At 71.5% G+C, this 21,664-nt stretch carries 18 protein-coding genes; 9 read left to right on the top strand and 9 right to left on the bottom strand.

The features are described from left to right. Nucleotides 1–175: 175 nt before the first annotated feature. The 4 genes from gltX (at nucleotide 176) to ACX9MN_RS15080 (ending at nucleotide 4,464) form a co-directional block, all read left to right on the top strand. Nucleotides 176–1,603 carry a glutamate--tRNA ligase gene (gltX, locus tag ACX9MN_RS15095; protein ID WP_331297387.1) on the top strand — a complete coding sequence of 476 codons (1,428 nt, stop codon included), beginning with the start codon at nucleotides 176–178 and terminating at the stop codon, nucleotides 1,601–1,603. Nucleotides 1,604–1,903: 300 nt separating this feature from the next. Next, the gene (gene gltA / locus ACX9MN_RS15090) at nucleotides 1,904–3,193 is read left to right on the top strand and encodes a citrate synthase (protein ID WP_020092267.1); all 1,290 of its coding nucleotides are present in this window, start codon (nucleotides 1,904–1,906) and stop codon (nucleotides 3,191–3,193) included. 68 nt (nucleotides 3,194–3,261) lie between these two features. After that, the gene (locus tag ACX9MN_RS15085; protein WP_489724824.1) at nucleotides 3,262–4,143 is read left to right on the top strand and encodes a DNA-3-methyladenine glycosylase family protein; all 882 of its coding nucleotides are present in this window, start codon (nucleotides 3,262–3,264) and stop codon (nucleotides 4,141–4,143) included. A 72-nt stretch (nucleotides 4,144–4,215) separates the two neighbouring features. Further along, nucleotides 4,216–4,464 carry a hypothetical protein gene (locus ACX9MN_RS15080; protein WP_020092265.1) on the top strand — a complete coding sequence of 83 codons (249 nt, stop codon included), beginning with the start codon at nucleotides 4,216–4,218 and terminating at the stop codon, nucleotides 4,462–4,464. Between the two features lie 286 nt (nucleotides 4,465–4,750). Here ACX9MN_RS15080 and parC read toward each other — a convergent pair whose 3' ends face one another. Both parC and recO read right to left on the bottom strand, forming a co-directional pair. Continuing rightward, the gene (gene parC / locus ACX9MN_RS15075; RefSeq protein ID WP_489724823.1) at nucleotides 4,751–6,997 is read right to left on the bottom strand and encodes a DNA topoisomerase IV subunit A; all 2,247 of its coding nucleotides are present in this window, start codon (nucleotides 6,995–6,997) and stop codon (nucleotides 4,751–4,753) included. A gap of 175 nt (nucleotides 6,998–7,172) precedes the next feature. Then, nucleotides 7,173–7,892 carry a DNA repair protein RecO gene (gene recO / locus ACX9MN_RS15070; RefSeq protein WP_020092262.1) on the bottom strand — a complete coding sequence of 240 codons (720 nt, stop codon included), beginning with the start codon at nucleotides 7,890–7,892 and terminating at the stop codon, nucleotides 7,173–7,175. 136 nt (nucleotides 7,893–8,028) lie between these two features. On the opposite strand from recO, the gene ACX9MN_RS15065 reads away from it, so the two are divergent. After that, nucleotides 8,029–8,430 (top strand): hypothetical protein, encoded by a 402-nt coding sequence (locus ACX9MN_RS15065; protein WP_489724822.1) that lies wholly within the window; start codon nucleotides 8,029–8,031, stop codon nucleotides 8,428–8,430. Between the two features lie 20 nt (nucleotides 8,431–8,450). Next, nucleotides 8,451–9,146, top strand: coding sequence for a gamma-glutamylcyclotransferase (locus tag ACX9MN_RS15060; protein ID WP_020092260.1), 696 nt, complete (start codon nucleotides 8,451–8,453; stop codon nucleotides 9,144–9,146). A gap of 69 nt (nucleotides 9,147–9,215) precedes the next feature. Here ACX9MN_RS15060 and ACX9MN_RS15055 read toward each other — a convergent pair whose 3' ends face one another. After that, the gene (locus ACX9MN_RS15055; protein WP_020092259.1) at nucleotides 9,216–9,359 is read right to left on the bottom strand and encodes a hypothetical protein; all 144 of its coding nucleotides are present in this window, start codon (nucleotides 9,357–9,359) and stop codon (nucleotides 9,216–9,218) included. A gap of 175 nt (nucleotides 9,360–9,534) precedes the next feature. On the opposite strand from ACX9MN_RS15055, the gene ACX9MN_RS15050 reads away from it, so the two are divergent. Continuing rightward, entirely contained in the window at nucleotides 9,535–10,158 is a 624-nt protein-coding gene (locus tag ACX9MN_RS15050) for a hypothetical protein (RefSeq protein WP_020092258.1), read from the top strand. Between the two features lie 64 nt (nucleotides 10,159–10,222). Here ACX9MN_RS15050 and ACX9MN_RS15045 read toward each other — a convergent pair whose 3' ends face one another. After that, nucleotides 10,223–11,134, bottom strand: coding sequence for a LysR family transcriptional regulator (locus ACX9MN_RS15045; protein ID WP_482959545.1), 912 nt, complete (start codon nucleotides 11,132–11,134; stop codon nucleotides 10,223–10,225). 101 nt (nucleotides 11,135–11,235) lie between these two features. Here ACX9MN_RS15045 and ACX9MN_RS15040 point away from each other — a divergent pair, with 101 nt between their 5' ends. Further along, on the top strand, nucleotides 11,236–11,910 hold the full coding sequence (locus tag ACX9MN_RS15040; RefSeq protein ID WP_489724821.1) for a L,D-transpeptidase: 675 nt from the start codon (nucleotides 11,236–11,238) through the stop codon (nucleotides 11,908–11,910). Nucleotides 11,911–12,103: 193 nt separating this feature from the next. On the opposite strand, the gene dnaE is transcribed toward ACX9MN_RS15040, so the two are convergent. Beyond that, on the bottom strand, nucleotides 12,104–15,610 hold the full coding sequence (gene dnaE, locus ACX9MN_RS15035; protein WP_489724820.1) for a DNA polymerase III subunit alpha: 3,507 nt from the start codon (nucleotides 15,608–15,610) through the stop codon (nucleotides 12,104–12,106). A gap of 539 nt (nucleotides 15,611–16,149) precedes the next feature. On the opposite strand from dnaE, the gene ACX9MN_RS15030 reads away from it, so the two are divergent. Continuing rightward, the gene (locus ACX9MN_RS15030) at nucleotides 16,150–17,418 is read left to right on the top strand and encodes a glycosyltransferase (protein ID WP_489724819.1); all 1,269 of its coding nucleotides are present in this window, start codon (nucleotides 16,150–16,152) and stop codon (nucleotides 17,416–17,418) included. Between the two features lie 174 nt (nucleotides 17,419–17,592). On the opposite strand, the gene ACX9MN_RS15025 is transcribed toward ACX9MN_RS15030, so the two are convergent. The 4 genes from ACX9MN_RS15025 to proS form a co-directional block, all read right to left on the bottom strand. Continuing rightward, nucleotides 17,593–17,853 (bottom strand): hypothetical protein, encoded by a 261-nt coding sequence (locus ACX9MN_RS15025; protein WP_020092251.1) that lies wholly within the window; start codon nucleotides 17,851–17,853, stop codon nucleotides 17,593–17,595. Nucleotides 17,854–18,152: 299 nt separating this feature from the next. Continuing rightward, nucleotides 18,153–18,866, bottom strand: coding sequence for an ABC transporter ATP-binding protein (locus tag ACX9MN_RS15020; RefSeq protein ID WP_020092250.1), 714 nt, complete (start codon nucleotides 18,864–18,866; stop codon nucleotides 18,153–18,155). Between the two features lie 13 nt (nucleotides 18,867–18,879). After that, nucleotides 18,880–20,190, bottom strand: a complete 1,311-nt coding sequence (locus ACX9MN_RS15015; protein WP_091680286.1) for a lipoprotein-releasing ABC transporter permease subunit — start codon at nucleotides 20,188–20,190, stop codon at nucleotides 18,880–18,882. Between the two features lie 9 nt (nucleotides 20,191–20,199). Next, entirely contained in the window at nucleotides 20,200–21,525 is a 1,326-nt protein-coding gene (gene proS, locus ACX9MN_RS15010; protein ID WP_020092248.1) for a proline--tRNA ligase, read from the bottom strand. Nucleotides 21,526–21,664: the final 139 nt, after the last annotated feature.

The raw sequence follows: 21,664 nt of genomic DNA, 5'->3' as shown, positions 1-21,664 counted from the left end.
CGCGACCTGTCGTCGGGGCCGGGCGATTCTGCGGGCGATTCTTAACGCATCCGCCGGCCCGTGCTACAGCGGGTTCTTCGTGCTACGGGCGCCCTGTCGAGCCCCTCGCCGCTCCGCCGCCCCTTCGCCGTCCGTCGCGCCCCGTCCGCGACCAGCCCCGGAACATACCGGACCGATGTCCTCAGCCGTCGTCACGCGCTTCGCCCCCTCGCCCACGGGTTACCTGCATATCGGCGGGGCCCGCACGGCCTTGTTCAACTGGCTCTACGCCCGCCACACCGGCGGCACGATGCTGCTGCGCATCGAGGACACCGACCGAGAGCGCTCCACCAAGGGGGCGATCGACGCGATCCTCGACGGCCTCTCCTGGCTCGGCCTCGACTGGGACGGCGACGTGGTCTTCCAGTTCGCTCGCGCCGAGCGCCACCGCGCGGTCGCCGAGGAGCTGCTGGCCGCGGGCCGCGCCTATCACTGCTACGCCACCGCCGAGGAGCTCACGCAGATGCGCGAGACCGCCCGCGCGGAGGGGCGCGCCCCGCGCTACGACGGCCGCTGGCGCGACCGCGACCCGTCCGAGGCCCCCGCCGGGGTCAAGCCGGTGATCCGCCTGCGCGCCCCGACCGAGGGCGAGACCGTGGTCGAGGACGCCGTCCAGGGCCGCGTGACCTGGGCCAACAAGGACCTCGACGACCTCGTCCTGCTGCGCTCGGACGGGACGCCGACCTACATGCTCGCCGTCGTGGTCGACGACCACGACATGGGCGTCACGCAGATCATCCGCGGCGACGACCACCTCACCAACGCGGCGCGCCAGAGCCAGATCTTCTCGGCTCTCGGCTGGGACATCCCGAGGATGGCGCATATCCCGCTGATCCACGGGGCGGACGGGGCCAAGCTCTCGAAGCGCCACGGCGCGCTCGGCGTCGAGGCCTACCGCGATCTCGGCTACCTGCCGGCGGCCCTGCGCAACTACCTCGTGCGGCTCGGCTGGAGCCACGGCGACCAGGAGGTCTTCTCCACCGACGAGATGGTCGCGGCCTTCGACCTCGGCGCGGTCGGGCGCTCCGCGGCGCGGTTCGACTTCGCCAAGCTCGCCAACCTCAACGGCCTCTACATCCGCACCAGCGCCGATTCCGACCTCGTCGCGGCGATCGAGACCATCCTGCCCAACGTCGGGCCGGAGCGCGGCCTGTCGGCGCCGCTGCGGCCCGATCTCAAGGACAAGCTCGTCCAGGCCATGCCGGGCCTGAAGGAGCGGGCCAAGACGCTGATCGAGCTCCTCGACAGCGCCTACTACCTCTACGCCCAGCGGCCCCTGGCGCTCGACGACAAGGCCCGCGCCCTGCTCTCCGACGAGGGGCGCGGCCGCCTCGCCGGGGTGCGGCCGGTGCTCGAGGCGCTGCCCGACTGGAGCGCGACCTCCACCGAGGGCGCGGTGCGGCAGTACGCGGAATCGGCCGGCTGCAAGCTCGGGCAGGTGGCCCAACCCCTGCGCGCGGCGCTCACCGGCCGCACCACCTCCCCGCCCCTGTTCGACGTGATGGCGGTGCTCGGCCGGGAGGAAACCCTGGCGCGCCTCGGGGATCAGGCGCCGCAGGGCTGAGGCCGGGCTGAGGGCAGGGACGAGGCGGGGACGAGGCGGCGCTGGGACCACCGCGCGCGGACCGGGAGCGGACAGGGAACTGCCGGCCCCGACCCGGATTGCGTTGGGTGGAAATCGGTTGGCGGAATTCGCTTGGCGACGGGGGCGGGTTGTCACCGACCCCGTTGCTGCTGCACTGCCGTTTGGGTAACCCATGGCTGTGAGCACCCGCAGCATAATGCGTGTGCTCAGGCCCCCGGGACCGACTCGGGCAGCCCGAGGCCGGCATCCGCCACGTCGCCAGAGAAGGGTCCACGATCCATGAGCGCACCCAGCACCATCACCGTGGACGGCAAGTCGATCGAACTGCCGGTGAAAACCGGCACGATCGGGCCGGACGTGATCGATATCGGCAAGCTCTACGCCCAGACCGGCGCCTTCACCTTCGACCCGGGCTTCACCTCGACGGCCTCGTGCGAGTCGAAGATCACCTACATCGACGGTGACGAGGGCGTGCTGCTCTACCGCGGCTACCCGATCGAGCAGCTCGCCGAGAAGGGCGACTTCCTCGAGACCTGCTACCTGATGCTGTTCGGCGCCCTGCCGACCGCCGCCCAGCGGGCCGATTTCGAGTACCGGGTCACGCGCCACACCATGGTGCACGACCAGATGAACCGGTTCTTCACCGGCTTCCGCCGCGACGCGCACCCGATGGCCGTCATGGTCGCCTCGGTGGGCGCCCTCTCGGCCTTCTACCACGATTCCACCGACATCACGGACGAGAGCCAGCGGCTGATCGCGTCGATCCGCATGATCGCCAAGATGCCGACGCTCGCCGCGATGGCCTACAAGTACTCGATCGGCCAGCCCTTCGTGTACCCGAAGAACGACCTCGACTATACGTCGAACTTCCTGCGCATGTGCTACGCGGTGCCTTGCGAGGAGTACGAGGTGAACCCGGTCTTCGCCCGGGCACTCGACAAGATCTTCATCCTGCACGCCGACCACGAGCAGAACGCCTCGACCTCGACGGTGCGGCTCGCCGGCTCCTCGGGCGCCAACCCCTTCGCCTGCATCGCGGCCGGCATCGCCTGCCTGTGGGGCCCGGCCCATGGCGGCGCCAACGAGGCGGCCCTCAAGATGCTGATGGAGATCGGCACCCCCGAGAATGTCAGCAAGTACGTCGCCAAGGCCAAGGACAAGAACGACCCGTTCCGCCTGATGGGCTTCGGCCACCGCGTCTACAAGAACTACGACCCGCGCGCGCGGATCATGCAGAACACCACGCACCAGGTGCTCAAGGAGCTCGGCAAGACCGACGACCCGCTGCTCCACGTCGCCATGGAGCTGGAGCAGATCGCGCTCAAGGACGAGTACTTCATCGAGAAGAAGCTCTACCCGAACATCGACTTCTACTCGGGCATCACCCTCAAGGCGATGGGCTTCCCCACCGACATGTTCACCGTGCTGTTCGCGGTGGCCCGCACCGTCGGCTGGATCGCCCAGTGGGCCGAGATGATCGAGGACCCGTCGCAGAAGATCGGCCGTCCGCGCCAGCTCTACGTCGGTCCGGCCCAGCGCGACTACGTGGCCGTGGACCAGCGCGGCTGAGGCGGGACCACCTGCCCCGGGAAGCGTCGAGCGGGGCGGCCGAGAGGCCGCCCTTCGCGTTCGCGGAGGTGATCGAACGCCGCCTGCCCGTCCGGCCGCCCTACGACTGGCCGGCGATCCGCGCGTTCCTCGCCAAGCGGGCGATCCCGGGCGTCGAGACGACGGATCCCGCGGCTTCCTACGCGCGCACGATCAGCGTCGCGGGGCGGCACGGGCTCCTGACGGTGGCACCGGGCGCGGATTGCCTGCACGTCGCGCTGCGCGGCGTCGAGGCCGGGCACGAAGACGCCGTCGCGGGACGCCTGCGCCGCCTGTTCGACTGCGACGCCGATCCGGCCGCCGTCGCGGCCTGCCTCGGCGGGGACCCGGTCCTGGCCCCGTTCGTCGCGGCGCGGCCGGGTCTGCGCCTGCCGGGGGCCTGGGACCCGTTCGAGACCGGCTGCCGGGCGATCCTCGGCCAGCAGGTCTCGGTGGCGGCCGCGATCGGGCTCGCGGGCAGGCTGGTGGCGGCGTTCGGGACGCCGCTGGCGGAGCCGGCAGGCGGTCTGACCCACGTGTTTCCCGCGCCGACCGATCTGGTCGAGGCGGATGTCGCGCTGGCGCTCAACATGCCGCGGGCCCGCGGCGCGGCGATCCGGGCGCTGGCCGCGGCGGCGCTCGCCGATCCGGACCTGTTCGCCCCGGCGGAGTCGCTCGAGGCCGCGGTGCTGCGCTTCACGGCGATCCGCGGGATCGGTCCCTGGACGGCGCAGTACATCGCCATGCGGGCGCTCAAGCTGCCGGACGCCCTGCCGGTGGGCGATGTCGGGCTGCTGCGGGCGCTGGAGGGGGCCACCGGGCGTCCGAGCCCGGCGGCGCTCCTGGCCCGGGCCGAGGCGTGGCGGCCGTATCGCGCCTACGCGGCGCAGCACCTCTGGGCGGCGGACGAAGCGTCCGCGACGGGGCGATGAGGCGACCGAGAGGTTCATGTTCCGCATCGCCGATATCGGCTAAGCTTGCGGCCGGCCGGGGGCTCAGGTTCGATGTCGGAAGCGGACAGCGAAGCGCGCGACACGCTTGTTGCGAACGAGCGGATCAAGTTCACGGCCACCTACGCCAACGGCCTCGCGGTCGCGATCTTCGCCGTCGGCGGTTTCGCGCCGTTCATCTCGACTGCCCTGTCGGATCGTCCGCACTTCGCGCCCGTGCTCATCGCCATGGTGGTTTGCTGGATCATGAGTGGCGCCATACATTGGGCTGTGAGGCGCGCATTGCGGAACCTTCGCCCATGACGACAGCTCAGCTTCTTCTCCTGCTCGCGGTTCCGATCGGCGGCGGCGTGCTAGCCTTCGGTGCGCTCTGGCTCGCCCAGCGGGCGCATTGAGGACTGGGCCTCCGCACCGCGGGAACCGTTCCAGACACTCCCAATCGCGCCCGCATCTCGAGGGGCGGCGGAGCCGCCTCGAAGGCGGGCTCCAGGGATTGCGCGGCTGACCGGAGGTCTCCCCCCGAGGCGACTCCTCTCTGGCATCTCAGGATGAGGTGGTGGGTCGGGAATCCTTCACCCTCCGCGGCTCCTCACCGTCCGAAACGCTCGAATTTCGGGAAGCTGCGCGCCATCATCAGCCCGACCTCGGCGCGGTGGCCGAGCCACTTCTCCAGCACCGACGCGTTCGCGAGCCGGCCCTCCGCCGAGCCGTCCTGCCAGGGCAGGCCGTCGGCGAGCTTGAACACGTGCGCGTCGAGCAGCGTCCCGCTGCGGCAGCGCTGCAGCCGGACCCCCTTGCCGCGGGCGAGCTCCGCCACCTCGGAGACCGGGAAGACCAGCAGCAGCTTCTCGGTGTTCACCACCGCCACGTGATCGCCGTCGGCCGGCACCAGCACGGCGGCCGTGGCGTCGCCGTCGAGGCCGAGCACGCTCTTGCCCTTGCGGGTGTTGGCCACGAGCGCGTCGGCGGGCGCCACGAAGCCGCGTCCGTCCGAGCCGGCGATCAGCAGCTTGGTCTCCGGCCGGTAGGGCAGCGCCGCCACGATCTCGGTGCCGTCGTCGAGGTCGGCCATCAGCCGGACCGGGTCGCCGAAGCCGCGGCCGCCCGGCAGCTTCGAGGCCTCGAGCGTGAACACCTTGCCGTTGGTGGCGAGCAGCAGGATCTTCTGCGTGGTCTCGGTCGGGAAGGCGATTTTCAGGGTGTCGTCGCCCTTGAACGCCACACCGGAGAGGTCCGCCACGTGGCCCTTGAGCGCCCGGATCCAGCCCTTGGTCGAGACGATCACGGTGATCGGCTCGCGCTCGACCAGGGCCGCCGTGAAGTCGATGCCGCCGACATCCGGCGGGCTCGCCAGCGTCGTGCGGCGCTTGCCGAGCTTGGTCTCGGGCCCGAAGGTCTTCTTCACCGCGCGGATCTGCGCCTGGATCGCCTTCCACTGCGCCGGCTCGGAGGCGAGCAGGGCGTCGATCTCGGCCTTCTCGGCGGTCAGCGCCTCGAACTCGCGCTTCAGCTCCATCTCCTCCAGCTTGCGTAAGGAGCGCAGGCGGGTGTCGAGGATCGCGTTGGCCTGGAGCTCGGTCAGCTCGAACCGGGCCATGAGGGCGGCCTTCGGCTCGTCCTCCTCGCGGATGATGCGGATCACCTCGTCGAGGTCGAGATAGACGATGAGCAGGCCGCCCAGGATCTCCAGGCGGCGGTCGATCTGGCCGAGGCGGTAGCGCGAGCGGCGCTGCAGGACCACGCGGCGGTGGTCGACCCACTCGCGCAGGCACTCGGCGAGGCCGATCACCTTCGGCACGAGGCCGCCGACCAGGACGTTGAGGTTGAGCGGGATGCGGGTCTCGAGTTCCGTGAGCCGGAACAGCGATTCCATCAGGATCACCGGGTCGACCGTGCGCGAGCGCGGCTCCAGCACCACGCGCACGTCCTCGGCCGACTCGTCGCGCACGTCGGCGAGCAGCGGCAGCTTCTTCTCCTGCAGCAGCTCGGCCATCTTCTCGATGAGCCGGCCCTTCGGGATGCCGTAGGGGATCTCGGTGACGACGATGTTCCAGGTGCCGCGGCCGAGATCCTCCTTGGCCCAGCGGGCGCGGACCCGGAAGGCGCCCCGCCCGGTCCGGTAGGACTCGGCGATCGACTCGGCCGAATCGACGAGGATGCCGCCGGTCGGGAAGTCCGGGCCCTGGACGAACTTGGCGAGCTGCCCCGAGGTCGCCTCGGGATGGTTGATCAGGTAGAGCGCCGCGTCGCACAGCTCGGCGGCGTTGTGCGGCGGGATCGAGGTCGCCATGCCGACCGCGATACCCTGGCTGCCGTTGGCGAGCAGGTTCGGGAAGGCCGCCGGCAGGACGATCGGCTCCTCCTTCTCGCCGTTGTAGGACGGGCGGAAGTCGACCGTGTCCTCGTCGATCCCGTCGAGCAGGAGGCGCGCGACCTCGGTGAGCCGCGCCTCGGTGTAGCGGTAGGCCGCGGGACCATCGCCGTCGATGTTGCCGAAATTGCCCTGGCCGTCGACCAGCGGGTAGCGCTGGGCGAAATCCTGGGAGAGCCGCACCAGCGCGTCGTAGATCGCCTGGTCGCCGTGGGGGTGGAAATCGCCCATCACGTCGCCGACGATCTTGGCGCACTTCTTGTGCGCGGTGGTCGGGTCGAGGCGCAGCAGCCGCATCCCGTACAGGATGCGCCGGTGCACGGGCTTCAGCCCGTCGCGGGCATCCGGCAGGGCCCGGTGCATGATCGTGGAGAGCGCGTAGGCGAGGTAGCGCTCCTCCAGCGCGGATTTCAGCTCGACGCTCTCGATCCCGTCGCCGGACGGCGGCTCGAAGGGCTGGCCCATGTCGGCTCCTCACTACAACGTCTTCACCGCGCGCCGTCATTCCGGGGCCGCGCAGCGGGGCCCGGAATCCAGAGCCGCCGACGTCCCGCGCGTGCGCGCGGACGGTGGTTCTGGATTCCGGGCGCGCCTTCGGCACCCGGAGCGACGACGGGGTATCAAGAACAGAACACGAACATTACCCGGCCTCGCGGCCGAGCGCAACGAATCGCGCCCGCTCCTCGGGCGGCCCGAGGCCGCGGGGCCCCCAGACGTGCCGGTCGAGGAAGTACCCCGTCAAGGTAAACCCTTGGGCAACGCCGTCGGGACCCGGGGAACCGCCCGCGTGCAGGAAGGTCGGGAGCGCCAGGAGACGGTCCCGGTAGGGCTCGCCGGCCGAGGCGCTGACCGCCCGGCCGCTCTTCGGCGACACGTAGGCCAGGGCGTCGTTGCCGCCGGTGGCCGCGCAGGCGGTGAGGTCGAGGCCGAAGCCGAGCTCCGACAGGATCGCCAGCTCGAACCGCACCATCAGGGGCGGGGCGATGGCGGGGTCGTCGAGGTGCTCGACCAGGATCCCCGCCGCCGCGTAGAGCGCCGGATGCGGGTCGCGCTCGGGGAGCAGCCGCAGCAGGGCCGCCATGTGGTTCATGCCGTAGAGGGCGAGGCTCGACCCGATCAGCCGCGAGACCTGCGAGTCCAGGGGCTCGACCGCGTAGGCGCCGAGACCCTCGTCGAGGCGCGCCCGCCACGTCACGCGGACCCGGTTCCCGGCCTGCAGCACGGGCTGCATCCGGCGCGAGCGCCCACCGTGCACGAGGCCGAGATGGCGCCCGTGGGCCTCGGTCATGGCCTCGAGGATGACGCCGGTCTCCCCGTGCCGGCGCAGGCCGAGCACCAGGGCGTCGTCGGTCCACTGCATCGAACGTCGCGTCTTCGTGTGAGGGATCGGGTGAGAGGCGCGCTCCGCGCCTGTCTCTCATATAGGGGGCCGCGGCCGCCGGCGCTGCCCCGCGCGGTCCCAGCCTCGGGCAACCTTGGCCGGATAGCGAGGACCGATGCCGCTCCGCGCCGCCCTCGCCGCCCTTCTGGTCCTCCTCGCCGCCGGCGCGCAGGCCGCGCCGCGCGCACCGAAGCCCGCCGCCGAGGCCGCCCCCTCCCTGGCCCTCCTCCGGCGGATCGCCGCCCTGGCGCTGAGGCAGGTCGATTTCGGCGCGGTCTCGCTGCTGCCGGTGCGGTTCGCGGGCAGCCGGATCGCCGGGCCGATCGCCGAGGGCGGCCGGGTGATCTACTGCGTGTCGGGCCGGATGTACGGCCGGACCTTCGGCAAGCCCGAGCGCCCGAGGGTGGCGCTGCGCTACGACAACGACCGGCTCACGGTGCTCGACGACGACGAGGTCTGCACCGGACACCGCACCCGGCCCTTCCCCGAACTCGACGCGCTGGGCAACAAGCCGTGAGGCCCGGGCGTTGAGGGCCTATGCCCGCCGCGTCCGTTCGCACCCTCGACCTCAGCCTCGATCTGATCGCCCGCGCCCATTCCGTCCCGATCCCCGACGACCCGAGCGCGCTCGAGGTTCTGTCGGACGCCGAGTTGCGCCCGGGGCTCGACGCGATCGTCGCCGGGCGCGAGGGCAGCGACCTCTGGGTCTTCGCCTACGGCTCGCTGATGTGGAACCCGGAATTCCCGGTGGCCGAGCGCCGGATCGGGACGGTGCGCGGCTTCCACCGCCGCTTCTGCCTGCTCCAGCGGCGGTTCCGCGGCACGCCGGAACGGCCGGGCTTCGTCCTGGCGCTGGACCGCGGCGGCCTGTGCCGGGGCGTGGCCTTCCGCCTGCCCGGCATGGAGATCCGCGAGGCGCTGATGCCGGTCTGGCGCCGCGAGATGCGCGGCCGCGGCTACGTCGCCCGCTGGCTGCCGGTCGCCACCGAGGCCGGGACCGTCCCGGCCCTGACCTTCCTGGCGAACCGCGCCAGCGACCGCTACGCCGGACGCCTCTCGGATTCCGAGATCGCCGAGAAGATCGCCGCGGCCTGCGGCCACAAAGGGCCGAGCGCCGAGTACCTGTTCCGGACCGTGGAGGCCTGCGAGCGCCTCGGCATCCGCGACCGCCACCTCTGGAGCCTCCAGGCCCTCGTGGCCGCGCGCCTCAGGGCCTGCGCGCCCGGGGGGTGAGACCGTCTCCTGTCGAGCGCGTCGGTGCAGCCGTGCTCGCGAGGACGGTCGCGTCGACCGGGCAGCGGTTCAGATCCAGGCCCGCTTGGTCGCGACCACGAGGCGCCCGCCGCCGTGCTCCGCGTCCGGATTGCGCGGCTCCCGAATGCCGGGGGCGCGGCCGGTGGTGACGTAGACGAGGAGGGTGAGGACGAGCAGGATCTTCGTGCGCATGGCGACGCTCAAGGTTGAGCGTCGGTGCATAGGAACGATCGGTTTTTACTGAGTTGCTGCAGTGCACGCGGGCGCGCCGGCGGACGATTCCCTGCGGACGTGGTGAACGGAGGGTTGCGATGCGGCCGCGATCGTCTATGCCGCCGGCCCGTGATGTCCACAGGCGGAGGATTGGATGCGGCTCCGGATCGGCGTGGCCCTGGCGGTGGTCGTCATCGCCGCCGTTGCTCTGCTTGCCGGGCCGCTGAGCCGCGGCGACAGCCTGTCCGACATCCTGACCGGCCGGACCCCCCTGCTCGCCGGCAGCGCCCGGGCGCCCGGCGGCAGCGCGGACTTGAGCGGCACCGCGACCCTCGCGGCGGACCAGCGGCCGGCGACCCTGCACGTCGCCTGCGATCCGGGCGGCACCGGCCTGTCGGCGGCGCTGACCGTGCCGCGCTTCGCCGAACTGGCGCCGCGCTTCGATTTCGCCGGCCTCGAAGGGGCCGACAGCGAGAAGCCCCTGACCGGCCTCCTGGTCTCCAGCGCCGGCAGCGTGCGCTCCGTGCGCATGCCGGTCCGCGGCGCCGCGACCGGGGCCGATGCGGGCTTCACGCTGACGGTGGCGGGCGCGCGCCGCGGCGAGGATCCGCTGCGCGGGGTCGCCCTGGCCCTCGTCCAGCCCGGGACGAAGCTGACCTGGACGCAGGCGAGCCCGCGCGGCGAGGACCCGACCCTGACGGCCACGTTCACGGTGGCGGAGGCCGACGCCGCCGCGCTGAAGGGCGCCCTGAGCGGCTGCCTCGCGGCGCCGTTCTAGGGTCGCGATCGCGGCGGTCGGCCACCCCGGCCCGTTCGTCGCGGCCGCAGCGCACCGGAGTCGGTCAACCGGCGTGCCTGATCCCCTCGATGGCGCGGATGCGCGGCACGGCGAAGTCGGTGAACGCGCGGACGACCGGGCGCATGTGGCGGACGGACGGGTAGACCAGATAGGCGTCCGTCGAGCGCACCTCGTACGCTGGCAGGACGCGGACGAGGTGGCCGGCCGCCAAGTCCTCGGCGACCAGCAGGTGCTGGACCGGGCCCATGTACCGTCCCGCGCGCAGCTCAGCCAACAGCACCTCCGCGCTGTTGGTCCGCAGGGCCGGGCGGACGGCGAGGCTCAGCGTCTCGCGCCCGTGCTGGAGTACGAGCGTGTTCCGGTCGTCCAGGGCCGACGTGGTCGTCACCAGGGCCCGGTCGGCGATCTGCCCGGGCGCGTCGATGCCGCCGGCCCGCGCCAAGTATGCCGGGGCGGCGACCAGGATGCGGCGCACCCAGCCGAGCCGCCGCGTCACGACGTCCTGCCCGTGGGGCCGGCCGTAGCGGAGCGCGAGGTCGTAATCCTCGTAGACGAGGTCGATCAGCCGGTTGTCCAGCACGAGATCGACCGTGACCCGCGGATTCTCGGCCTGGAACGCCGCCACGATCCGGTGCAGATGGGCCGCCCCGATGCAGGCGGGCGCGTGCAGCCGCAGCCGGCCTTCGATGCGGCCAGCCTCGGTGCGGGCATCTTCCAGGGCGGCGTCGATCGTGGCGAGCGCGGGCTGACAGGCCGCGTAGAGCCGCTGGCCCTGCTGGGTCGGACGCACCAGCCGCGCGGACCGTTCGAGGAGCCGCGCGCCGACCTGGGCCTCCAGATTGCGCAGATGCTTGCTGATCGCCGGCTGCGACACCGCGAGGTCGCGTGCGGCCGCGGTCATCGAGCCGCGCTCGACGGTCCGGAGGAACGCGCGCAGGGCCAGCGTCAGATCCATGAATGCCATCCGGTTATGGGTGCGATCACCCCATAGCCGATGGACGGGGCGGCCGCGTGGCGGTTCTGTGTGTCGTCGCCAGACCTTGGAGCGCAGCATCGATGTTTCCGACCCGCCGCAGCCTGCTCGCCGGCACGCCCCTGCTCGTCGCCGGCTGCGTCACCCGCGAGCCGCGCCCCGTCGCCGCGCTGCGCCCACCCGTCGACCCGGCCTACACGGCCCTCTACGCCGCGCTCGACGGCGAGCCCTTCCCCGTGCCGGCGGTGGACCTGTCCGCGATAGACCCGCGCTTCCTGCGCCGGGAGGTGGCCTACCCCACGGCCGAGCCGCCGGGCACGATCGTGGTCGATCCTTCGGCGCGCTACGCCTACCTCGTGCGCGAGGGCGGGCGCGCCATCCGCTACGGCGTGGGCGTCGGGCGCGATGAGGCGTTCAACTTCCGAGGCGCGGCCGTCATCGCCCGCAAGGCCGAATGGCCGCGCTGGACGCCGACCCAGGCCATGGTCAGGCGGGAGCCCGAGCGCTACGGGCCCTATGCCGGCGGCCTGCCCGGCGGGGCCGGCAATCCGCTCGGTCCGCGGGCGCTCTACCTCTATCGGGACGGCGGCGACACGCTCTACCGCCTGCACGGCACCACGGAGCCGCAGACCATCGGCACGATGGTGTCGTCGGGCTGCGTCCGGTTCCTGAACCAGGACATCATCGACCTGTACGCCCGCGTGCCGGTGGGGAGCCGGGCGGTGGTGCTGGCAGCCAGCGGGACGGCGGCGAGCTGAGGGCCTCGACGGGCACGCACCTACAATTCCCGGCGACAGAACTCACAAAAGCCCACCCGTCCGTGCGAGCGGAGCGAAGCAACCCCGTGTCGCGCGCCCTCATCGAGCGTGGCGCGTCCCTGGATCGCTTCGCTCCGCTCGCGAAGACGGCGCGGGCCAACCGAACCCACAGGCGCTTGGTATCAGCCGCCCCTCAGCTCACCTCCACCTGCACCACCCCGGGCACGGTCCGGAGCTGGCCGGCGAGCGCCGGGCTCGCCTGGAACTTGCCCGGGAGCCGGATCTCCACCTCGCGCTCGCCGCCGTCGAGCTTGAGGATCAGCGAGACCTCGCTCTCGCCCCGCATCGACAGGCGCTGCTGCACGGGCGCGACGCCGCGCGGGTCGCTCAGATGGATGCGGATGCCCTTCTGGTGGCGGGCGACCGCTTGGTCGAGGGGTTCCGCGGTGAGGATGCGGGCGCGCACGTCCTCGCCCTCCAGGTTCGCCTGGAGCTGCAGAACCAGCGGTCGGCCCGGTTCCAGGATGTCGCGGTACTGGCCGAGCCCCTCGGAGAAGATGATCGCCTCGAAATGCGCGGTCCGGTCCGACAGGGTCACGATGCCCATCTTGTTGCCGGTCTTGGTCCGCCGCTCCGCCCGGTCGAGCACCGAGGCCGCCACGCGGCCGACGCTCGACGTCCCGGCCCGCACGGCGCGGCAGAAATCCGTCCAGCTCTGCACTCGCAGCTTGTCCAAGAGGTCGCCGTACTCGTCGAGCGGATGGCCCGAGATGAAGAAGCCGATCGCCGCGTACTCGCGCTTGAGCGTGTCGGCCATCGGCCAGATCTCGTGCGGCGGGATCCGCAGGGACACGTCGTCCGCCACCACGCCGCCGAACATGTCGGTGACGCCGGCCGATTCCGCCTCCGCCGCGCTGGCGGCGAGCTTCATCATCGGCTCCACCGCCGCGAAGGCGCGCGCGCGGTCGGGCTCGATGCAGTCGAGCGCCCCGGCCTGGACGAGGCTCTCCAGGGTGCGCTTGTTGATCATCCGTGGGTTCAGCCGGCGGGCGAGGCAGGCGAGGTCCTTGAACGGCCGGTCACCGCGGGCCTCCACCAGCGCCCGCACCGCCTCGCGGCCGACGCCCTTGATGGCGGCCAGCGCGTAGAAGATCTTCCCGTCGCGCACCGCGAACACCTCGCCGGAGGTGTTGATCGAGGGCGGCTCGACCGTGATCTTCAGGCGCTGCGCGTCCTGGCGGAATTCGGCCAGCTTGTCGGTGTTGTCGATGTCGAGGGTCATGGCGGCCGCCAGGAACTCGACCGGGAAGTTCGCCTTCAGGTAGGCGGTCTGGTAGGTCAGCAGCGCGTAGGCCGCCGCGTGGCTCTTGTTGAAGCCGTAATCGGCGAACTTGGCGAGCAGGTCGAAGATCTCGTTGGCCTTGGCCTTGGTCAGCCCGCGCTCGGTGCAGCCCTTGAGGAACCGGTCGCGCTGCGCGTCCATCTCGGCGCGGATCTTCTTGCCCATGGCGCGCCGGAGCATGTCGGCCTCGCCGAGCGAGTAGCCGGCGAGCACCTTGGCGATCTCCATCACCTGTTCCTGGTAGACGATGATGCCGAAGGTCTCCTTCAGCATCGGCTCCAGCTTCGGATCCGGGTACCAGGACGCCTCGTTGCCGGCGTCGCGGCCGAGCTTGCGCTCGCAGTAGACCGGGATGTTGGCCATCGGGCCCGGCCGGTAGAGCGCCACCAGGGCGATGATGTCCTCCAGCCGGTCGGCCTGCATCTCGCAGAGCGCCTTGCGCATGCCGGCCGATTCCACCTGGAACACGCCGACCGTCTCGCCCCGGCCCATCGGCCCGTAGGTGTTCGGGTCGTCGAGCGGCAGCGAGGCGAGGTCGATGTCGATGCCGCGCTGCTTCAGCAGATCGGTGCAGCACCGCAGCATCGTCAGGGTCTTGAGGCCCAGGAAGTCGAACTTCACCAGCCCCGCCTGCTCGACCCACTTCATGTTGAACTGGGTGACCCGCATGCCGGTCTTCGGGTCCCGGTAGAGCGGGACCAGCTCCTCGAGCGGCCGGTCGCCGATCACCACGCCGGCGGCGTGGGTCGAGGCGTGCCGGTGCAGGCCCTCGAGCTTCTTGGAGATGTCGATGAGGCGGCCGACGATCGGCTCCTCCTCCATGGCCTGCTGGAGCTTGGGCTCGCCCTCGATGGCCTGGGCGAGCGTGACCGGGTTGGCGGGGTTCTGCGGCACGAGCTTGGTCAGCTTGTCGACCTGCCCGTAGGGCATCTCCAGGACGCGGCCGACGTCGCGCAGCACGCCGCGGGCGAGCAGCGTGCCGAAGGTGATGATCTGCCCGACCTGCCCCTCGCCGTAGCGCTGCTGCACGTAGCGGATCACCCGCTCGCGGCCCTCGACGCAGAAGTCGATGTCGAAATCCGGCATCGAGACGCGCTCGGGGTTGAGGAAGCGCTCGAACAGCAGGCCGAACCGGAGCGGGTCGAGGTCGGTGATGAGCAGCGACCACGCCACCAGCGAGCCCGCGCCCGAGCCGCGGCCCGGACCGACCGGGATGTCGTGGTCCTTGGCCCACTTGATGAAGTCGGAGACGATCAGGAAGTAGCCCGGGAACTTCATCTTGACGATGACGTCGAGCTCGAACGCGAGGCGCTTGCGGTAATCCTCCTCGGAGAAGCCCGGCGCCGTGCCGTGCTGCTTCAGGCGCAGCTCCAGCCCGGCCTCGGCCTGCCGGCGCAGCTCGGTCGGCTCGTCGGCCGAGACCGCCCGCGCGCCCGCGTCGGACGCCTCCGCCATGGGCGGCGTCTCGCCGGCCGCCACGGCGCCGAAATTCGGCAGGATCGGCTTGCGGGTCCGCGCACGGACGGCGCAGCGCATGGCGATCTCGACCGTCGCCTGGAGCGCGTCCGGCAGGTCGCGGAACAGCTCGGCCATCTCGGCCCGGGTCTTGAAGGCGTGGCTCGGCGTCAGGCGGCGGCGGCGCTCGTCCGAGACGAGGCGGCCCTCCGCGATGGCGAGCAGCGCGTCGTGGGCGTCGTAGTCGTCGGGCTTGGCGAAGTAGGGCTCGTTCGTCGCCACGATCCCGAGGCCGTGGCGGCCGGCGAGGTCGAGGAGCGCGGTCTCGATCCGCGCCTCCTCGGACTGGCCGTGGCGCTGGATCTCCACGTAGAGCCGGTCCTCGCCGAACGTCTCCTTCAGGCGCTTCAGGCGGTTGAGGGCGAGCTCCGGCCGGCCCGCCCGGAAGGCCGCGTCGAGGGGGCCCGCCATCCCGCCGGTGAGCGCGATCAGCCCCTCGGAGGCGCCCGCGAGCGCTCCGGCATCGAGGCGCGGCGCCTCGCCGAGGGCCGTGTCGAAATAGGCGCGGCTCGCCAGCCGCAGCAGGTTGGCGTAGCCGGTCTCGTCCTGGGCGAGGAGCACGATGCCGTGGCTGGTCGGCGCCTGACGCTGGTGCGGGTCCGCGGCCTCGAACGCCACCGAGAGCTGCACGCCGGCGATCGGCTGGACGCCCTCCCCGGCCGCCTTCTCGGAGAATTCCAGCGCGCCGAACAGGTTGTTGGTGTCGGTCAGGGCCAGGGCCGGCTGCCTGTCGGCGACCGCCGCCTTGATCAGGGAGCCGACCTTCAGCGCCCCTTCGAGCAGGGAATAGGACGAGTGGACGTGGAGGTGGACGAATCCGACCTCCTTGAGCTGGCGTGGCATGGCCGACCTTGTTCCGGGGTCGGGCAGCATCCCCGCTCGCCGGCCTCAAGTCGACGTGCGCCGCGCCGCCGGCGGACGATATCCACCGGTCGTGCCCCGGAAGCACCAGTTCGGCCCGCCCCTGTGGACAATCGGCGCCTACGGGGCGATCGCCTGTGCATAACCCGTCCGCGGACGGAACCGGGCGGTCTTCGGAAAAATCCGGCTAACGAACCGGTGCCAAGGCTATCGCCCAGGCGCCCACCGCCGCGAACAGCATCCCGAACGCCATGAACTCGACCATTCCGGTCAGGATCACCCGCTTCAGCATCGACCTGCCTCCTGTGTTCCGGCCCTAGTATGTTCATGTTTTGTTCTATGGAAAGGGTCTGCGGGTCACAGGGCGGCCCCGTTTCTTCGACAGGGTAAAAAGTGTCTTGATGCGGATCGGGCGGGCTGGCATGCCCCCGCCTTCGAGACGAGCTCGTCACCGGCTGGGGAGTTCGAAGGAGCAAGCCATTCCCGAGCACCGGACGGTCGAACGGTTCGACGTCGCCCTCGTGGCCGTCGGCACACACGGCGATGTGCTTCCGTTCATCGCGCTGGGGCACGAGCTCCTGAAGCGCGGCCACGGCGTCTCGCTGGCGGCCCCGGCCCCGTTCGAGGCGATGGCCCGCCGGGCCGGCCTCGCCTTCCAGCCCCTGGGCACGGTCGCCGATTACGAGGCGGTGATCCGCCAGCCGGATCTGTGGCACCCGCAGCAGGGGTTCCGCCCGATGTTCGATTACGCCCTGCGGGTGGCCGAGCCGGCCTGCCTGTGGCTCGGCGCGACCCGCGCCCGGGGGATCGACCTGCGGGTGGTCGCCTCGCCGCTGGGCTGGGGGGCGCGGCTCGCGCAGGACCTCTACGATCTGCCGACCGCGACGCTGCACGTCATGCCGTTCCTGATCGAGAGCCGGTACGATCCGCCGCGCCTGCCGGGCCTGCCGCTGCCGCGCGTCCTGCCGGCCGCCCTGCGGGCCTACGTGAATCTCGGCGTCGACAAAGTGGCGGTCGGCCCGTTCACCCTCCCGCCGCTGAACGCCCTGCGGGCGCGTCTCGGCCTCGATCCGGTCTACCGGTTGCGGCACTGGTGGAACAGCCCGACCGGCATGCTCCTGATGTTCCCCGACTGGTACGCGGAGCCGCAGGCCGACTGGCCGGGCCAAGCGGTGCAGCTCGGCTTCCCGCTGGTCGACCGGTTCGGCGACGTGGCGTCCATGCCGCCGGAGCTGGAGGCGTTCCTCGAGGCGGGCGACCCGCCGGTCGTGTTCACCTACGGCTCGGCCATGCGCCAGGGCGCCGGCTTCTTCGACACCGCGGTGCGGCTGTGCCGGCGCATGGGCCGGCGCGGCGTCCTGCTCGCCCCGCAGGGGGGGCAGATCCCGAGGCCGCTGCCGGCCGGGATCATCCACCTGCCCTACGCCCCCCTGAGCGCCCTGCTGCCGCGCAGCGCGGCGCTGGTCCACCACGGCGGCGTCGGCACGGTGGCGCAGGCGCTGGCCGCGGGCGTCCCGCAGCTCGTGGTGCCCGTGGCCTTCGACCATTTCGACGAGGGGCGGCGCCTGAAGGATCGGGATCTCGGCGCCACCCTGAGCCGCCGCGCCTTCCGGCCCGCGCGGGCGGCGCGGGTCCTCGGCCGGCTGCTCGCCGACCCCGCGGTGACGCGGGCCTGCGCGGCGGCCCGGGCGCGGATGGCGGACGGCCGCGACGCCGTCCTCGACGCCTGCGACTACGTCGAGCGGCTGACGGCCGCCGAGTCCGGTCCCGGCCCGTCCCGCGCGTCCTGACCCGCCGGCTGCCCGAACGCGGGGGGGCGCCGCCTCCGACGGAAGCGGCGCCCTTTCGATTACTGCCCGAGCAGCGCGGTGGCCGAACCGACGAACGTCATGAGCAGGCCGCTCACGAAGGCGCCGATCATGACGTAGGAGAGAGCCTTGAGCTTCATCCGTCCTCGCGTCGGCTCAGCAGCGGTAGCCGCCGGAGGTCTGGCCGTACTGCTTCACCGGCCGGGTCTGCTGGTCGGCGTTGCCCTCGGCGGCCGAGCTCAGCGGGCAGCCGACGTAGTTGGGATTGTCGTGGACCCCCAGTCCGAGCGAGCCCGTGGTCTCGACCTCGTAGGGAGCGAGGCCCGTCCAGCGGGCGCCGTTGGCCGCCAGAGCGGACGAGATCGGGGCAACGCCAAGGACAAGTGCGGTGACGGCTGCGGCGATACGGGTCTTCATGGTCAGGCTCCAGAGATAACGCAGTACAGGCCGGTTGTTCGGCTCTGTTTTGTCTTGCGTGATCACAAGATAGGGGCCCGGTGTCTTCCGCGACGTGACGCGTCGCACGCGGCGCGACGGATTAAAGATCGCGTGCACTTGCGGGGCTCGGAGGTCCGCGGGCCGGCTGGCGTCGCGGGCCGGGAGCGATGCGCCCTGTGGTTGATCGAGGCTGCCGGGGCGCGGCGTGCAAGGGGCGCGCCGCCGCGCGTGCCGTCGCTGCGCCGGCACACGGGAGATCTGCTCAGCGGGTGGCCCGCTCAGTCGAGCTGCGTGATCAGCCCGTCCCGGATGGTGACCCGCCGATCCATGCGGGCGGCCAATTCCAGGTTGTGGGTCGCGACCAGGGCGGCGAGCCCCGAGGCGCGGACCAGGGCCATCAGGATCGAGAAGACGTGGCCCGCCGTCCCGGGATCGAGGTTGCCGGTCGGCTCGTCGGCGAGCAGCAGCCGCGGGCCGTTGGCCACCGCCCGGGCGATGGCGACGCGCTGCTGCTCGCCTCCCGACAGCTCCGCCGGGCGGTGCGGCAGCCGCTCCTTGAGGCCGAGGAAGCTCAGGAGTTCCGTGGCGCGGGCCTTCGCCTCCGGGGCCTTCAGGCCGCGAATGAGCTGGGGCATCACCACGTTCTCCAGCGCCGAGAACTCCGGCAGCAGGTGGTGGAACTGGTAGACGAAACCCATCTCCTCGCGCCGCAGGCGCGTGCGCTCGGAATCCGCCATCGCGGCCGTGGGCTGACCGCCGATATAGATCTCGCCCCCGTCCGGACGCTCCAAGAGGCCGGCGAGGTGCAGCAGGGTCGACTTGCCGGCTCCCGACGGCGCCACCAGCGCGACCAACTCCCCCGGCCAGATCGCGAGGTCGGCCCCGCGCAGGATCTCGAGGGCACCCTCGGCCTGGGCGTAGCGCCGCTCGACGCGGGAGAAGAACAGCGCCGGCACCGGCTGGTCGCCGGCGGTCTGGCTCGAATCGCTCATCGGATGCGGCCCGTCAGCCGTAGCGGAGGGCCTGCACCGGATCGAGCCGGGCGGCGCGCCAGGAGGGATACAGCGTCGCCGCGAGCGACAGCAGCAGGGAGGTGATCACCACGGCGGTGATCTCCTTCGGGTTCATCTGGGCCGGGATCTCGGCGAGGAACCGCACCGTCGGGTCCCATGCGCCCGGAAACAGCACGTGCTGGATCGGCTTGATGTTGAGGGTGATCAGGATGCCGAGGCCGAGCCCGCTGAGCGTCCCGACGACGCCGATCAGCGCGCCGTTGATCAGGAACACCCGCATGATCGTGCCCGGCGTCGCCCCCATGGTGCGCAGGATCGCGATGTCGCTCGACTTGTCGCGCACCAGCAGGATCAGGCCGGAGACGATGTTGAGGGTCGCCACCACGACGATCAGGCTGAGGATCAGGAACATGACGTTCCGCTCGACCTCCAGGGCCCCGAAGAAGGTCCGGTTGCGCTGGCGCCAGTCGGTGAGCAGGATCGGGCGTTCGGCCGCCATCTCCAGGGGCTCGCGCATGTCGCCGACATGGTCGGGATCGTCGACGTAGATCTCGATCATGCTCACGTCGCCGTCCTTGTTGAAGAACGCCTGGGCCTCGGCCAGCGGCATGAACACGAAGGTCTGGTCGAACTCGGTCATCCCGACCTCGAACACCGCCTTGACCGTGTAGCTCTTGGTGCGCGGCGCCGTCCCGAAGGGCGTCGACGAGCCCTTGGGCGTGACCAGCGTGATCGTGTCGCCGGCCTGCAGGCCCAGCGTGTCGGCGAGCCGCCGCCCGATCAGCACGCCGGTGCCGTCGTCGAAACCTTCGAGGGTGCCGCCGCGGATCGCCGAGGACACGGCCGCCAGCGCGTCGAGGTCGGCCGCCCGCACGCCGCGGATGATGACCCCCGAGCCGCCGTACTGCGACGAGGCGAAGGCCTGGCCCTCGACCAGCGGCACCGCGGCGCGCACGCCCGCCACCTTCGACAGGCGCTCCGACAGGTCGGTCCAGTCGTTGAACGGCCGGTCGATGGGCGTCGCGAACAGGTGGCCGTTGATGCCGACGATCTTCGACAGCAGCTCGGCGCGGAAGCCGTTCATCACCGACAGGACGATGATCAGCGTGGCGACGCCGAGCGCGATGCCGAGCACCGAGAAGAACGCCACCACCGAGACGCCGCCGCCCCGGCGCCGGGCGCGCAGGTAGCGGCCGGCGAGGATCCACTCGAACGGCGCGAAGGGCGCGGTGCCCTGGCGGAACGAGGCCGCGAACGAGGCCGCGAAGGTCCGAACCCGGTCCAGCTTCGCTGAGGCGGCCATCGGCACGCCTCAGACGCGCCGGATGCGTGCCAGCAGATCGACGGTCGCGAGGCTCTCGCGCTCGCCGCCGGCACGCCGCTTCAGCTCGACCTTGCCCTCCGCCAGGCCCTTGGGCCCGACGATCACCTGCCAGGGCAGGCCGATCAGGTCGGCGGTGGCGAACTTCGCGCCGGGACGCTCGTCGCGGTCGTCGTAGAGCACCGACAGGCCGGCGGTCTCGAGGTCGGACTGGATCTGCGCGCAGGCGGCGTCGGTGGCCGCGTCCCCGACCTTGAGGTTGATCAGCGCGACGTCGAACGGCGCCACCGAGTCCGGCCAGATGATCCCGGCCTCGTCGTGGCTGGCCTCGACGATGGCGGCGACCAGCCGGCTCGGCCCGATGCCGTAGGAGCCCATATGGACCGGCCGCTCGATCCCGTCCGGACCGGCGACCTTGGCGCCCATCGGCTCGGAATACTTGGTGCCGAAGTAGAAGATGTGCCCGACCTCGATGCCGCGGGCCGCCATGCGGTTGTCCTCCGGGACCTCCGCGAAGGCCGCCGGCTCGTGCATCTCCTCGGTGGCCGCGTAGTGCGAGGTCCAGGCATCGACGATGCCCTGGAGGGCGGCGACGTCGTCGAAATCGACGGTCGCCGGCGGGATGTCGAAGTCGAGATAGGCCTTGTCGCAGAAGACCTCGCTCTCGCCGGTCTTGGCCAGGATGATGAACTCGTGGGACAGATCGCCGCCGATCGGGCCGGTATCGGCGCGCATCGGGATCGCCTTCAGGCCGAGGCCCGCGAAGGTCCGCAGGTACGCCACGAACATCCGGTTGTAGGCGTGGCGCGCCCCGGCCTGGTCGAAATCGAACGAGTAGGCGTCCTTCATCAGGAACTCGCGCGAGCGCATCGTGCCGAAGCGCGGCCGCACCTCGTCGCGGAACTTCCACGAGATCTGGTAGAGGTTCTTGGGCAGGTCCTTGTAGGAGCGCACGCTCGCCCGGAAGATCTCGGTGACCATCTCCTCGGCTGTGGGGCCGTAGAGCATCTCGCGGTCGTGCCGGTCCTTCAGGCGCAGCATCTCCTTGCCGTAAGCGTCGTAGCGGCCGGATTCCCGCCACAGCTCGGCGGACTGCACCGTCGGCATCAGGATCTCGACGGCGCCGGACCGGTCCTGCTCCCGCCGGATCACCGCGCAGACGCGCTCCAGAACCCGCAGGCCCAGCGGCAACCAGGCGTAGATGCCGGCGGCCTCCTGGCGGACTAGGCCGGCGCGCAGCATCAGCCGGTGCGAGACAATCTCGGCTTCCTTGGGCGTCTCGCGCAAGGTCGGCATGAAATAGCGGGAGAGACGCATGTCGTCAGAGTCTTGGAAGAGGATCGGCCGGGAGGAGCCGCGGCGCGCCGGCACACAACACGCCGGAGACGCAAATTACAAGCACTGCGCGACCACGGCGGGGCGTAATCGCGGCGAACCGGAGGCGGCGACCCGGCCG

Source organism: Methylobacterium sp. 1A, assembly GCF_058072805.1.
Note: the sequence above shows the minus strand (reverse complement) of the source record. Positions and strands in the feature narration are given on the sequence as shown.